Source organism: Rathayibacter sp. VKM Ac-2754, assembly GCF_009807095.1.
Lineage (GTDB): Bacteria > Actinomycetota > Actinomycetes > Actinomycetales > Microbacteriaceae > Rathayibacter.
In genome coordinates this window covers 278,678-292,400 of record NZ_WUCC01000002.1, presented here as the reverse complement: position 1 = coordinate 292,400, position 13,723 = coordinate 278,678, and the positions used below count along the sequence as shown (strand labels likewise).

The window sequence follows — 13,723 nt, the reverse complement described above, 5'->3', positions numbered from 1 at the left end:
CTGGAGCAGGATCGCTCGACGGCCGCCCCGATTCTACCGGGGGAGCGCGGCGTCCACGACGGGGGAGAAGCCCGCGCAGACCGGGTCGAGCGCCTCGTCGAGGTAGGGCACCAGCTCGCCCCGTGTGGGCCCGGCGGCGGCCCAGGCCTGCACGGCGGCGACGGCGGCTCCGACGCTCGCGTAGGCGACGGCCCGGGTGACGTGCGAGGGCAGCGGATGCGCGGAGCGCCGCTCGACGAACGCGGCGACCACGGCGGCCTGCCGCACGAGCCGCGAGAGAGCGGACGCCTGGAGCTCGTGCACACTGCCGATGAGCTCGGACTGGGTGAGCGCCCAGGGCACCGTCGACGGCCCGAATCCCGAGCCGACCGCGAGCAGGGCGGAACGGAGCGCCTCCATGGCGGGCAGCTCGGGATCGGCCGCGGCGAGCGCCTCCGGCAGTTCGGCGAGACGGTCGTCGACGAGCACCCAGAAGACGTCGCTCTTGGACTCGAAGTAGTTGAAGAAGGTGTTGCGCGAGACTCCGGCACGCTGGGCGATCTGCTCGACCGTCGTGCCCGCGTAGCTCTGCTCGACGAAGAGGTCGAGGGCCGCGTCCTCGAGCATCGATCGCGACGACGCGCGGGGCCGTCCTCGTGCTGCTGTGCCCGCCATGACCGCTCCTGCCCCGCCTCCGCCGACGCGCTACGATATCGGGTGGACGACATCGACCCGGCCATCACCGGCGAGTCTCCGGAAGAACGGCGAGGGCCCCGGCCCGAGCCCGGTAGAACCGGACGGGTACGGCCCGTGACAGCCGATCGAGTGGGAACGACCAGCGTCAGCTGAGCGGACCAAGCGAGGTGGTACCGCGACCCGGCCCGGGCAGGAATATCCGGGCGGGCCGTCCTCGTGCAGACCAGCATCATTGCCAGGAGACCGCACGTGAGCTATCCGCTGACCCCGCCCGCCCGCCGAGACTCCGCCTTCGGGCGCGGAGTGAGCGCGTCGCCGCGCTTCCCCGAGATCGAGGAGCGGGTCCTCGCGCATTGGAAGGCCGACGACACCTTCCAGGAGTCGATCCGCGCGCGCGAGGGCGCCCCCGAGTGGGTGTTCTACGACGGCCCGCCGTTCGCGAACGGCCTCCCGCACTACGGGCACCTGCTCACGGGCTACGCGAAGGACGTCTTCCCGCGCTTCCAGACGATGCGCGGCAAGCAGGTGCACCGCCGCTTCGGCTGGGACACCCACGGCCTGCCCGCCGAGCTCGAGGCGGAGCGGCAGCTCGGCATCACCGACAAGTCGCAGATCGAGGAGATGGGCGTCGCCGCCTTCAACGCCGCGGCGAAGGAGTCGGTGCTGCGCTACACGGGGGAGTGGCAGGACTACGTCACCCGCCAGGCACGCTGGGTCGACTTCGACGACGACTACAAGACGCTCGACCCCACCTTCATGGAATCGGTGATCTGGGCGTTCAAGCAGCTCTACGACAAGGGCCTCGCCTACGAGGGCTACCGGGTCCTGCCGTACTGCTGGCGCGACCAGACCCCGCTGTCGAACCACGAGCTGCGGATGGACGACGACGTCTACAAGATGCGTCAGGACCAGACGGTCACCGTCACCTTCCCGCTCGTCGGCGAGACGGCGGAGGCGCTGGGCCTGACCGCGGTGCGCGCGCTCGCGTGGACGACGACTCCGTGGACCCTCCCGACCAACCTGGCTCTCGCGGTCGGTCCCGACATCGAGTACGCGGTCGTTCCCGCCGGGCCGAACGGCGCCGCCGACGGCAAGGGCGAGCCGGAGGAGCGCGAGCTCGCCGCCGAGTACCTCCTCGCGATCGACCAGGTCGGCGCCTACGCGAAGGACCTGGGCTACGCCTCCGCCGAGGACGCCCTCGCCGCCGTCTCCCGCACGCACCGCGGCCGCGAGCTCGAGGGCGTCAGCTACGACCGGCTCTGGGACCACTACGCCGACACCGAGCTCTGGGGCACGCAGAACGCGTGGCGCATCCTCGTCGCCGACTACGTCACGACCAGCGAGGGCACGGGCATCGTGCACCAGGCTCCCGCCTACGGTGAGGACGACCAGAAGGTCTGCGAGGCGGCGGGCATCCCCGTCATCATCTCCGTCGACGACGGCGGCCGGTTCCTGCCGCAGATCGACGAGGTCGCCGGCCTCCAGGTCTTCGAGGCGAACAAGCCGCTGACGCAGCTCCTGCGCGCCGAGCACCGCCTGCTCCGCCAGGCGAGCTACGAGCACTCGTACCCGCACTGCTGGCGCTGCCGAAATCCGCTGATCTACAAGGCCGTCTCGAGCTGGTTCGTCCGCGTCACGGCGATCCGCGACCGGATGGAGGAGCTCAACCAGGAGATCACCTGGGTTCCCGGAAACGTTAAGGACGGCCAGTTCGGCAAGTGGCTCTCGGGCGCCCGCGACTGGTCGATCAGCCGCAACCGCTACTTCGGCTCGCCGATCCCCGTCTGGAAGAGCGACGACCCCGAGTACCCGCGCATCGACGTCTACGGCTCGCTGGACGAGCTCGAGCGCGACTTCGGCGTGCGCCCCGACGACCTGCACCGCCCGTTCATCGACGAGCTCACCCGGCCGAACCCGGACGACCCGACCGGCCGCTCGACCATGCGCCGGATCAGCGACGTCCTCGACGTCTGGTTCGACTCCGGGTCCATGCCGTTCGCGCAGGTGCACTACCCCTTCGAGAACGCCGACTGGTTCGACTCGCACAACCCGGCCGACTTCATCGTCGAGTACATCGGGCAGACGCGCGGCTGGTTCTACACGCTGCACGTGCTCTCGACCGCGCTGTTCGATCGGCCCGCGTTCCGCAATGTCGTCAGCCACGGCATCGTCCTCGGCAACGACGGCCAGAAGATGTCGAAGTCGCTGCGCAACTACCCCGATGTCGCCGAGGTGTTCGACCGCGACGGCTCCGACGCGATGCGCTGGTTCCTGATGTCGAGCCCGGTGCTGCGCGGAGGCAACCTCGTCGTCACCGAGGAGGGCATCCGCGAGGGCGTCCGCCAGGTGCTGCTGCCACTCTGGAACACCTGGTACTTCTTCTCGCTCTACGCCAACGCCTCCGGGCCCGAGGGCTACAGCGCGACCCGGCGCACCGACTCACGGGACGTGCTCGACCGCTACCTGCTCGCCAAGACGCACGACCTGATCGAGACCGTCACCGGTCACCTCGAGGCGCTCGACTCGACGCTCGCCGCGGCGGCGCTCCGCGACTTCGCCGACGTGCTCACCAACTGGTACGTGCGGCGCTCGCGCGACCGCTTCTGGCAGGGCGTCGACGACGAGGGTCGCGGATCCGAGGCCTTCGACACGCTGTACACGGTGCTCGAGACGGTGTGCCGCGTCGCCGCGCCTCTGCTCCCGCTGGTCTCCGAGGAGATCTGGCAGGGGCTCACCGGCGGCCGCAGCGTGCACCTGACCGACTGGCCCGACGCCTCCGAGTTCCCGGTCGACGAGACCCTCGTGCACGCGATGGACGCCGTGCGCGCCATCTCGTCCACCGCGCTCTCCCTGCGCAAGCAGGCCGGGCTGCGCGTCCGGCTCCCGCTCGCCCGCCTGACGGTGGTCGTGTCCGAGGCCGACGAGCTCGCCGCCTTCGAGGCGATCCTGCGCGACGAGCTGAACGTGAAGGAGGTCGTGCTCGTGCCGCTCGTCGACTCCAGCGCCGCCGACTACGGCGTCACCTCCCGCCTCTCGGTCAACGCCCGCGCCGCGGGACCGCGACTGGGCAAGGGCGTCCAGACCGTCATCAGGGCGGCGAAGGCCGGCGACTGGAGCGAGACCGACGGCGTCGTCACCGCGGGCGGTGTCGAGCTGGTCGAGGGCGAGTACGAGCTGACCCTCGAGGTCGGCGGTGCGGGCGAGGACCGCGCCATCGCGCTGCTTCCCCGCGGCGGGTTCGTGCTGCTCGACACGGCGACGACTCCCGAGCTCGAGGCCGAGGGGCTCGCCCGCGACCTCATCCGCGCGGTGCAGGACGCGCGCAAGGGCGCCGGTCTCGACGTCAGCGACCGCATCGTCCTCGAGGTGGTGCTCGACGAGCCGAGCCTCGCGGCGCTCGAGCCTCACGCCGTGTGGATCGCCGAGGAGACCCTCGCGACCGGCTTCGCCTTCGCTCCGCTCACCACGGCGCTCGAGGGCGGAGAGGGCGCTGTGGCGTTCGGCCCCGCGGGAACCGCCATCATCCGCATCGAGAAGGTCGAGGGCGCCGATGTCTGATCTCTTCGACGAGGAGGGCCGTCGCCAGGCGGCCGACGCCGTCTACGCGACCCTGCTCGAGCGCCTCGGCGAGGCGAGCGTCCGCCCTCGCCTCGCTCCCACGCGGCGCGCCGTCGAGATCCTCGGCGACCCGCAACGCGCGTACCCGGTCATCCAGATCGCCGGCACGAACGGCAAGACGTCGACCAGCCGCATGATCGAGAGCCTGCTGCGCGCCCACGGACTGCGCGTCGGGCTGTTCACCAGCCCGCACCTCGAGCGCTTCAACGAGCGGATCGTCATCGACGGCGAGCCGATCTCGGACGAGAGCCTCGTCGAGAACTGGAACGACGTCGAGCCGTACATCCGGATGACCGACGCAGAGCTCGCCGAGCAGGGCGAGGCGCCGCTGTCGTTCTTCGAGGCGATCACCGTGCTCGCCTTCGCGGCCTTCGCCGACGCCCCGGTCGACGTCGCCGTCGTCGAGGTCGGCATGGGCGGCGAGTGGGACTCGACGAACGTCGCCGACGCGCAGGTCGCCGTCTTCACGCCGATCGCGCTCGACCACATGAACCGCCTCGGCTCCACGATCGAGGAGATCGCGCGCACCAAGTCCGGCATCGTGAAGCCGCTGGCCTCGGTCGTCTCGGCGAAGCAGACCCCCGAGGCGGAGGCGGTGCTGCGCGACGCGGCGTCCGTCACCGAGTCGTCGATCGTGTTCGAGGGCGCAGACTTCGACGTCGCCTCGATGACCGTGGCCGTCGGCGGCCAGCTCGTGTCCGTCCGCGGACTCGTCGCCTCGTACGAGCAGCTCCTGCTGCCGTTCTTCGGCGACCACCAGGCCGAGAACGCGGCGGTCGCGGTCGCCGCGGTCGAGACGTTCCTGGGCGGAGGCACGCAGCAGCTCACCGGCGACGTGCTCGACGAGGGCTTCGCCGCCGCCACCTCGCCCGGACGCCTGCAGCTCGTCGGCCTCTCGCCGCGCACGATCGTCGACGCCGCGCACAACCCGCACGGCGCCGCCTCCCTCACCGCCGCGCTCGGCCGCTACTTCGACTTCGACCGCGTGACGGCCGTCGTCGGCGTGCTGGCCGAGAAGGACGCGGAGGGGATCCTGCGGGCCCTGCTCCCGGTCGTCGACGAGCTGATCGTCACGACAGCGCCGAGCGACAGGGCGCTCCCCGCCGACGAGCTCGCGGCCCTCGCGCGCACCGTGTTCCCGGAGGAGGCGGTCCACGTCGCCGATGACCCGCACGGCGCGCTCACGGCCGGCCGCCTCCTCGCCGCGCGCACCGACAAGGGCGCGCTGATCGTGACGGGATCGATCACCCTCGTCGGCCGCACGATCACCGTCGCCCGCGACGAGAACTGGCTCGGCGCGTGAGAGCCGGGCGCCCGCGGCGCAGCAGGACGGTCCGGGAGAGCCTCGGATCGATCGTGCTCGGCTTCGAGGTCGTGATCGTGTTCCTGGCGACGCTCGTCGCCTTCGGGCTGAAGGCCGCCGACCCGGTCGTGGTGCTCGTCGGCGGAGGCGTGCTCTGCCTGGCGATGGTCGCGACCCTCGGCCTCCTGAACCGACCCGTAGGCTTCCGGATCGGCTGGGCGCTCCAGTTCGTTATCGTGGCCACGGGTCTGCTCGTCCCGATCATGTTCGTCATCGGAGCGGCGTTCGTCGCCCTGTGGACGTACTGCATGGTGACCGGCACCCGACTCGACGCCCAGGGACGCCCACCGGCCCCCGGGCCCACCGACCCCATCGAAGGAGACCGCTGAACCATGGCCATCCAGGAGACACTCGTCCTCGTCAAGCCCGACGGCGTCGCGCGCAACCTCACCGGCGAGATCCTCCGCCGCATCGAGGCGAAGGGCTACTCCCTCGTCGACATCAAGCTCGTCGAGGCCGATCGCGAGCTGCTCGCCGCACACTACGCGGAGCACGAGGGCAAGCCCTTCTACGAGCCCCTCGTCGAGTTCATGGAGAGCGGCCCCATCGTCGCCCTCCGCATCGCGGGCGACCGCGTCATCGAGGGCTTCCGCTCCCTCGCCGGCACCACCGACCCCACCACCGCCGCCCCCGGCACCATCCGCGGCGACCTCGGACGCGACTGGGGCCTCAAGGTCCAGCAGAACCTCGTCCATGGCTCGGACTCCGCCGAATCCGCGTCGAGAGAGCTCGCGCTCTGGTTCGGCTGAGTCCTCGCGTTTCGCGGTAATCCGCGAAACCGCAGTCGGCCTCCAGAGGCGGTTGCGCTCCGAAGAGCGTCCCGCCTTCGGCGACGGGAAAGCGCTCCGACGCGCTTTCCCGGATACGCCTTCCAGGTGGTCGCCCATTCTGCACGGTGACGACACCGTCACGCGTCTGCCTCGGGCGGTCGCTGCCTGCCAGCCCGCTGATCGAGTAGCCCGCGCAGCGGGCGTATCGAGATCCACCAGCTTCAGAAGAGGAAGTCGTCAGTCCCTCCTTCTGAGGGAGGTGGGTCTCGGTACGCCCCTGCGGGGCTACTCGACCGACAGGCTGGCTCGCGGACGTCACCTCTGCCCCGCCACATCCGAGGGCGCGGCCTGCAGATGGCCCGCCATCCTCGAGGCGTATCCGGGAAAGCGCGTCGTAGCGCTTTCCCGTCGCCGTTCGCAGGACGCTCTGCGGACCGCGACCACCCGGGAAGCCGACTGCGGCATCGCGGATTATCGCGATGCAAGAATTCAGAGGTAGGAGAGGACGTTGAGACGCACCTGCGCCAGCACCGCGATCGCCAGATAGCAGATCAGGGTGATGAACGGGATCCAGCCGTAGGCGGCGGCTGCGAACCGCCGCACCGGCTCCGGCACGGGGAAGACGCCCTCGCGGAGGTTGCGCAGCGTCACCAGCCAGAAGGCCGGGATCACCACGGCCCAGGTGAGCATGCACCACGGGCAGAGGGTGCCGAGGGCGAAGACGCTCGTCGCGATCAGCCAGCAGACGAAGCCGAGGGCGAAGACGAAGCCCAGGTTGAACAGCGCCCAGAACCAGCGGTCGAAGCGTGCACCGGCGAGCAGCCCCGCGCCGACCACGACCGGCGCGATCCACGCCGCGACTCCGATCAGCGGATTCGGGAACCCGAAGATCGCGCCCTGCGGCGAGTCCAGGTTGGCGCTGCACTGCACCAGCAGGCTGAAGTCGCAGCCGAGCCCGGCGGTCGGGTCGGTCAGCGCGGCGAACTTGTCGAGCGTGAGGGCGAACGCCGCCGTCCATCCGATCGCTCCGAGCACGATCAGCAGGACCGCGAATCCGATCGGTTGAGGGCTGCTCGGGGCGCGGGACTCCGCGTGATCGCTGGACACCGGGGGATTATGGCACGCGGCGGATCGGCGCCTCTGGGAATGCGTGCGATAATCGGATCCGTCGGTCGGCAAGACCCCGCACCGACGCGAAGAAGGTTTACCGGGCGAGTACCGGGCCACAGGAGATCGACAGCGTTCCGCGAATGGACGCGACGGATCAGCGTTCCACCGCGAGACGACCGACGGTCGCACCGCGGGGGAGCACGTGTCGGATAGTCAGTTCCGAGAGAAGCTGCACCCAGAGTCCGCGCCACGTGAGCGACGGAACCGGGGGAGCGGAAGGATTCGCGACGGGCCCCAGGCGGCCCGCTCGCACGAGAAGAGCACCCGGGTGAGAAGGCGCGGCGGACGACCCGGCCGAGGAGTGCACCAGCGATGGTGGAAGACAACAGCACGAGCGGTTCCGATCCGGACCGCGACGAGCCCCGCAGCGGGGCCAAGAAGATCAGCCGCCTCTTCGGTGGCCGTCGGGCCTCCCGACGGACCGACTCGAGCGCGCCAGCGACAGGGGGAACGATCATCGATACCGACGAGACCGACCAGACCGTGCAGGAGACCGTCGAGCCCGGCGTCGACGAGCCGTCGACGTCGACGGGCGCCGTGTTCTTCAACGCGCTCCCGCAGACGCCGATGGCGGAGGAGGAGCGGTCGGTCCGTCCGGCCCTCCCGAGCACGTCGCTGCTGTTCCAGGCGCCTGACCTGCCGGCGTACGTCGAGCTGACCCCGCTCCCTCCGCGCGGCGCCCCGCTCGACGTCCGCGAGGAGCGCGAGGCCCCCGCCGAGGAGCAGGGCTCGGTCCGCCGCCGCTCGCGCCGTCGCAGCGGAGAGAACGACCGGGGCGGCGTCGACGACCCCGAGAACACCGTCGTCCGCGTCCGGCAGCCGCGGGAGCAGAGGGAGCAGCGCGAGCCCGAGCTCATCACCGAGCCGCAGCGCATCAAGGGCTCCACGCGCCTCGAGGCCAAGAAACAGCGTCGCCGCGACGGCCGTGACGCCGGTCGTCGCCGCACCGTCGTCACCGAGTCCGAGTTCCTCGCTCGCCGCGAGGCCGTCGACCGCGTGATGGTCGTCCGCTCGCAGCAGGACAGCATCCGCATCGGCGTCCTCGAGGACGGCGTCCTCGCCGAGCACTACGTCGCCCGCTCGCAGGAGGCGTCGCTGATCGGCAACGTGTACCTCGGCCGGGTGCAGAACGTCCTCCCCAGCATGGAGGCCGCGTTCGTCGACATCGGCCGCGGCCGCAACGCCGTCCTCTACTCCGGCGAGGTCGACTGGGACGCCGCGAACAACGCCGGTGGCCCCCGACGCATCGAGCTCGCCCTGAAGCCCGGCGACCGCGTCCTCGTCCAGGTGACGAAGGACCCGATCGGCCACAAGGGAGCCCGGCTCACCAGCCAGATCTCGCTCCCGGGCCGCTACCTCGTCTACGTGCCCAACGGCTCGATGAACGGCATCTCGCGCAAGCTCCCCGACACCGAGCGAGCGCGCCTGAAGAAGATCCTCAAGGAGGTCCTCCCCGAGAACGTCGGCGTCATCGTGCGCACGGCGGCCGAGGGCGCCACCGAGGAGCAGCTCACCGTCGACGTCGAGCGCCTCACCGCGCAGTGGACGGCGCTCAGCGAGAAGGCCGCGTCGGGCCAGGCTCCGGCACTCCTGCACAGCGAGCCCGACCTGCTCATCAAGATCGTGCGGGACGTCTTCAACGAGGACTTCGAGAAGATGGTCATCGCCGGCGACGACGCCCGCGAGACCATCGAGCTCTACCTCAGCCAGGTCGCCCCCGACCTGCTCGAGCGGGTCGAGGTCTACTCCGGCGAGGAGGACGCGTTCGACGCGTTCCGCATCACCGAGCAGATCGAGAAGGCGCTCGAGCGCAAGGTGTGGCTGCCCAGCGGCGGCTCTCTGGTCATCGACCGCACCGAGGCCATGACCGTCGTCGACGTCAACACGGGCAAGTTCGTCGGCTCGGGCGGCAACCTCGAGGAGACCGTCACCAAGAACAACCTCGAGGCGGCGGAGGAGATCGTCCGACAGCTGCGCCTGCGCGACATCGGCGGCATCATCGTCGTCGACTTCATCGACATGGTGCTCGAGTCCAACCGCGACCTCGTGCTGCGACGCCTCGTCGAGTGCCTCAGCCGCGACCGCACGAAGCACCAGGTCGCGGAGGTCACCTCGCTCGGACTCGTGCAGATGACCCGCAAGAAGCTGGGCCTGGGCCTGCTCGAGACGTTCAGCGAGAACTGCGAGGTCTGCGCCGGCCGCGGCGTCATCGTGCACCACGACCCGGTGCTGAAGCACCGCTCGACGCTCCCTCCCCAGCAGGAGCGCCGTCGTGGCGGCTCGAACGGCGACCAGGCACCGTCCCGGCGCTCGAACGGCAGCGGAGGCGCGCAGAACGGCTCGGCGCCCAAGGCCGTCAGCACCCACGCCATCACCGACGACGCCAAGAACGCCCTCGCGCAGATCGCCGCCAGCACGATCCACCCGCCGGCCGTCCGTCAGGCCGCCGAGGAGGCGGCTGCGCTCGTCGACGAGGCCGCCGAGGAGTCGACCCGCATCGAGGCACCCGAGGCCGTCGCCGAGGAGCAGTCGTCCGAGCGCGAGACCTCCTCCCGGCGGGGCGACCGCCCTGCGCGGGGTGAGCGTCGTCGTCGTGGCCGCGACCGCGAGCCGCGCCCCGAGACGGCCGATGCGCCGACCGAGGAGGCGAGCGCTCCGGCGCCCGTCGAGGCCGCCCCGGCGGTGCCGATCCTCGACATCCCGATCCCGCCCGCTCCGCCCGCGGTGGAGCGCCGCGTGCGCAGCGAGGTCGCCGAGCACCTGCTCGACTCCGTCCTCGACGCCCTTCCTGCGCCCAAGCAGCCCGGCCAGGGCCGGGCGAAGAGCCGCCGCGTGACGACGGCGGCCCTCACGGGCGTCGCGGTCATCCCGGAGCAGACCCCTCGGCGCGCAGAGCAGCAGTAGCCCGTCCTCCGATGGTCAGTGGGGCCCGGTGCCCGGCGAGAGCCGGCGCCGGGCCCTCTCCGTGTCGCGGTCCCGGCCCTTCACCCGCAGCCCGCTGTCGCGCAGCCGCACCACCAGCTCGCGGGCGGTCACCGCGACCGCGCCCGCCTCGAGGAGCTCCGCCCGGCGCTCCTCCGGGACGTCGTAGTGATCGAGGTCGAAGCTGCGCTCGGGGACCCCTGCGCGACGCGCGAACGCGTGCAGCTCGTCGAGGGAGGCGTCGCTGACGAGGTGCGCCCAGAGCCGGCCGTGCGCCGGCCAGCGCGCCGCGTCGAGGAGGATCGCCATCCGTCGATCGTAGGCGGCGTGCCGCGGCCGTCAGCCGCTCCTGCTCGACTAACGTGGCGGAGTCGTCGGTACAGGACGACGCGGTCGGTCGGTGCACTGCGCCTCCGGTGCCTCGTCGCCGTGGGTCGGGCGGTACCGGAGCGTTTGACCGGTGGCCCCGTATCCCGTACTCTTGACTGTTGGTGTGGCGCGATCCATGTGCTCACGCAGATTTCCGCTGTCGCTCGCCTCCTCCGGGACGGTGAGCCGCGGTACCGGTTCCCTCGCATCGTCCTCGAGGCGGGAACCGGAAGATCGGGGCTCCGCCCCGTCCCTACAAGCCCCGGATGGCGCACTCGCTCCGTCCAGACGAGAAACAGGTACGAGAAGTGGTTTACGCAGTTGTGCGCGCCGGCGGTCGGCAGGAGAAGGTCGAGATCGGCACCATCGTGACGATGGACCGCATCAAGGCCGGCAAGGGCAGCACCGTGCAGCTTCCTGCCGTGCTCCTCGTCGACGGAGAGTCGATCACCTCGGACGCCGCGTCCCTCGCGGGCGTCTCGGTCACCGCCGAGGTGCTCGAGGATCTCCGCGGTCCGAAGATCATCATCCAGAAGTTCAAGAACAAGACCGGCTACAAGAAGCGCCAGGGGCACCGTCAGGACCTCACGCGCGTCAAGGTCACGGGCATCAAGTAACCCTGCCGACGGGCTGATCCGGCCCTCCGGCACATCAGCTGACCTGCACCGCGAGCCATCGCCGCAGGGAATCAGCACGGGGCTGCGGCCCCCCGGTCTCGAGGAGATGAGAAATGGCACACAAGAAGGGCGCGAGCTCCACTCGCAACGGGCGCGACTCGAACGCGCAGCGTCTCGGCGTGAAGCGCTTCGGCGGTCAGGTCGTCAACGCGGGCGAGATCATCGTCCGCCAGCGCGGCACCCACTTCCACCCCGGCGCGAACGTCGGACGCGGTGGCGACGACACCCTGTTCGCCCTGTCGGCCGGTGCGGTCGAGTTCGGCACCAAGGGCGGCCGCAAGGTCGTCAACATCGTGGCGGCGGCCCTCTAGGTCCACCTCCAGGGTCAGACACCTCGGCCGGACAGGCTCAGGACGCAAGGGGCGGGCTTCGGCTCGCCCCTTGCGCGTTGTACCGCCCCGCACACCGGCATCCGGCACTCCGGAGCCTCCACTACACATCGGACGGAAATCTCACTCATGGTCACCTTCGTCGACAACGTCACGCTGCATCTGCGTGCCGGCCACGGCGGGAACGGCTGCGTCTCCGTCCGTCGCGAGAAGTTCAAACCGCTGGCCGGTCCCGACGGCGGCAACGGCGGTCACGGAGGCGACATCGTCCTCGTCGCCGACCCGCAGACCACCACGCTGCTCGCCTACCACCGCCACCCCCACCGCTCCTCCGACAACGGCGGCCCCGGCATGGGCGACCACCGCGCAGGCGGCAACGGCGAGCTCCTCGAGCTGCCCGTCCCGCTGGGCACCGTGGTCAAGTCGCCCGACGGCGAAGAGCTCATCGACATGGACGAGCCCGGGCTGCGCTACGTCATCGCTCCCGGAGGCCAGGGCGGCCTCGGCAACGCGTCGCTCGCGACCACCAAGCGCAAGGCCCCCGGATTCGCGCTGCTCGGCACCCCCGGCTGGGAGGGCGACGTCGTCCTCGAGCTGAAGACGGTCGCCGACGTCGCCCTGGTGGGCTTCCCCTCCGCCGGCAAGTCGAGCCTCGTCGCCGCCATCTCGGCCGCGAAGCCCAAGATCGCCGACTACCCCTTCACGACGCTCGCCCCCAACCTCGGCGTGGTCCAGGCGGGGGAGTCGCGCTACACCGTCGCCGACGTCCCCGGGCTGATCGAGGGCGCCAGCGAGGGCAAGGGCCTCGGTCTCGAGTTCCTCCGCCACGTCGAGCGCTGCACCGCCCTCGTGCACGTCCTCGACTGCGCCACCCTCGAGCCCGGCCGCGACCCGCTGACCGATCTCGACGTCATCCTCGGTGAGCTCGCCGCGTACCCGGTCGGCGACGGCCAGGTGCCGCTCGTGGAGCGCCCGCAGCTCATCGCGCTCAACAAGGTCGACGTCCCCGAGGCGAAGGAGCTCGCGGCCTTCGTCCGCGCCGATCTCGAGGCCCGCGGCTACCGCGTGTTCGAGATCTCCGCGGTCAGCCACGCCGGCCTCCGCCAGCTCACCTTCGCCCTCGGCGAGATCGTCGAGCAGCACCGCCTCGAGCTCGCAGCCGTGCCCAAGGTCGAGCGGATCACCATCCGCCCGCGCGCCGTCGACGAGAAGGACTTCGAGATCCGCGTCGAGGGCGGCTCCTACGGCAACATCTACCGAGTCCTCGGCACGAAGCCGGTGCGCTGGGTCGCCCAGACCGACTTCACCAACGACGAGGCGGTGGGCTTCCTCGCCGATCGTCTCGCGAAGCTGGGCGTCGAGAACGGCCTCTTCTCGGCGGGTGCCGTCGCCGGCTCCACCGTGGTCATCGGCCGCGGCGACGGAGTCGTCTTCGACTGGGAGCCCACGCTCACCTCGACCGCCGAGCTGATCACCGCCCCGCGCGGGACGGACATCCGCCTCGACGAGAACCAGCGCAAGACCCGCAACGAGCGCCGCGAGGACTACTTCGAGCGGATGGACGCCAAGGCGGCCGCCCGTGCCGACCTCGAGCGCGAGCGCCTCGGCGGCGTCTGGCGAGTCGCCGACGAGGGCGACCCCGTCGAGGACTGACCCGATCGGGCTCCTGCACGATCTGCAGGAGCCCGATCTCCGTCTCGGTGACGGTGCGATCTGCAGGCGATGGTGCGGTCTGCAGGCCACGGGGCCGAAATGCTCCCTCCTCCGCGCAGATTCCCCCGTATTCCGCGTCAGCTCCTGCAGATCGCATCTCCACCCGGCCCGGCTGCA

11 protein-coding genes are annotated in these 13,723 nt (G+C 70.9%); 8 read left to right on the top strand and 3 right to left on the bottom strand.

The window, feature by feature from the left end; genetic code table 11:
• Positions 1–33: 33 nt before the first annotated feature.
• A complete protein-coding gene (locus GRS92_RS04675) occupies positions 34–654 on the bottom strand; it encodes a TetR/AcrR family transcriptional regulator (protein WP_159853773.1) in 621 nt (206 codons plus the stop codon).
• A gap of 270 nt (positions 655–924) precedes the next feature.
• Between GRS92_RS04675 and ileS the strand changes: the two genes are divergently transcribed.
• The 4 genes from ileS to ndk are packed head-to-tail and all read left to right on the top strand — an operon-like array spanning position 925 to position 6,405.
• Positions 925–4,233 (top strand): isoleucine--tRNA ligase, encoded by a 3,309-nt coding sequence (gene ileS, locus GRS92_RS04670; RefSeq protein ID WP_159853772.1) that lies wholly within the window; start codon positions 925–927, stop codon positions 4,231–4,233.
• Positions 4,226–5,596: a bifunctional folylpolyglutamate synthase/dihydrofolate synthase gene (locus GRS92_RS04665; protein WP_159853771.1), complete on the top strand. Its 1,371-nt coding sequence runs from the start codon at positions 4,226–4,228 to the stop codon at positions 5,594–5,596. Before ileS ends, GRS92_RS04665 begins: the two co-directional genes overlap by 8 nt.
• A gap of 53 nt (positions 5,597–5,649) precedes the next feature.
• Positions 5,650–5,985, top strand: coding sequence for a DUF4233 domain-containing protein (locus GRS92_RS04660; protein WP_235021817.1), 336 nt, complete (start codon positions 5,650–5,652; stop codon positions 5,983–5,985).
• 3 nt (positions 5,986–5,988) lie between these two features.
• Positions 5,989–6,405 (top strand): nucleoside-diphosphate kinase, encoded by a 417-nt coding sequence (gene ndk / locus GRS92_RS04655; protein ID WP_159853770.1) that lies wholly within the window; start codon positions 5,989–5,991, stop codon positions 6,403–6,405.
• 510 nt (positions 6,406–6,915) lie between these two features.
• Here ndk and GRS92_RS04650 read toward each other — a convergent pair.
• Positions 6,916–7,533 carry a vitamin K epoxide reductase family protein gene (locus GRS92_RS04650; protein ID WP_159853769.1) on the bottom strand — a complete coding sequence of 206 codons (618 nt, stop codon included), beginning with the start codon at positions 7,531–7,533 and terminating at the stop codon, positions 6,916–6,918.
• A gap of 630 nt (positions 7,534–8,163) precedes the next feature.
• On the opposite strand from GRS92_RS04650, the gene GRS92_RS04645 reads away from it, so the two are divergent.
• Positions 8,164–10,500 (top strand): Rne/Rng family ribonuclease, encoded by a 2,337-nt coding sequence (locus GRS92_RS04645; RefSeq protein ID WP_442966221.1) that lies wholly within the window; start codon positions 8,164–8,166, stop codon positions 10,498–10,500.
• Between the two features lie 15 nt (positions 10,501–10,515).
• Here GRS92_RS04645 and GRS92_RS04640 read toward each other — a convergent pair whose 3' ends face one another.
• On the bottom strand, positions 10,516–10,827 hold the full coding sequence (locus GRS92_RS04640; RefSeq protein ID WP_159853765.1) for a DUF4031 domain-containing protein: 312 nt from the start codon (positions 10,825–10,827) through the stop codon (positions 10,516–10,518).
• Between the two features lie 368 nt (positions 10,828–11,195).
• On the opposite strand from GRS92_RS04640, the gene rplU reads away from it, so the two are divergent.
• The 3 genes from rplU to obgE all read left to right on the top strand — a co-directional run bounded on the left by rplU (position 11,196) and on the right by obgE (position 13,546).
• A complete protein-coding gene (gene rplU / locus GRS92_RS04635; RefSeq protein ID WP_159853763.1) occupies positions 11,196–11,504 on the top strand; it encodes a 50S ribosomal protein L21 in 309 nt (102 codons plus the stop codon).
• A 113-nt stretch (positions 11,505–11,617) separates the two neighbouring features.
• A complete protein-coding gene (rpmA, locus tag GRS92_RS04630) occupies positions 11,618–11,875 on the top strand; it encodes a 50S ribosomal protein L27 (protein WP_056043871.1) in 258 nt (85 codons plus the stop codon).
• 147 nt (positions 11,876–12,022) lie between these two features.
• Positions 12,023–13,546 carry a GTPase ObgE gene (obgE, locus tag GRS92_RS04625; protein ID WP_159853761.1) on the top strand — a complete coding sequence of 508 codons (1,524 nt, stop codon included), beginning with the start codon at positions 12,023–12,025 and terminating at the stop codon, positions 13,544–13,546.
• Positions 13,547–13,723 lie beyond the last annotated feature (177 nt).

Bases quoted from the DNA above. Each gene is read 5' to 3' on its own strand.
- GRS92_RS04675 (WP_159853773.1), bottom strand. From the start codon at position 654: ATGGCGGGCACAGCAGCACGAGGACGGCCCCGCGCGTCGTCGCGATCG.
- GRS92_RS04665 (WP_159853771.1), top strand. From the start codon at position 4,226: ATGTCTGATCTCTTCGACGAGGAGGGCCGTCGCCAGGCGGCCGACGCC.
- ndk (WP_159853770.1), top strand. From the start codon at position 5,989: ATGGCCATCCAGGAGACACTCGTCCTCGTCAAGCCCGACGGCGTCGCG.
- GRS92_RS04645 (WP_442966221.1), top strand. From the start codon at position 8,164: ATGGCGGAGGAGGAGCGGTCGGTCCGTCCGGCCCTCCCGAGCACGTCG.
- GRS92_RS04640 (WP_159853765.1), bottom strand. From the start codon at position 10,827: ATGGCGATCCTCCTCGACGCGGCGCGCTGGCCGGCGCACGGCCGGCTC.
- rpmA (WP_056043871.1), top strand. From the start codon at position 11,618: ATGGCACACAAGAAGGGCGCGAGCTCCACTCGCAACGGGCGCGACTCG.
- obgE (WP_159853761.1), top strand. From the start codon at position 12,023: ATGGTCACCTTCGTCGACAACGTCACGCTGCATCTGCGTGCCGGCCAC.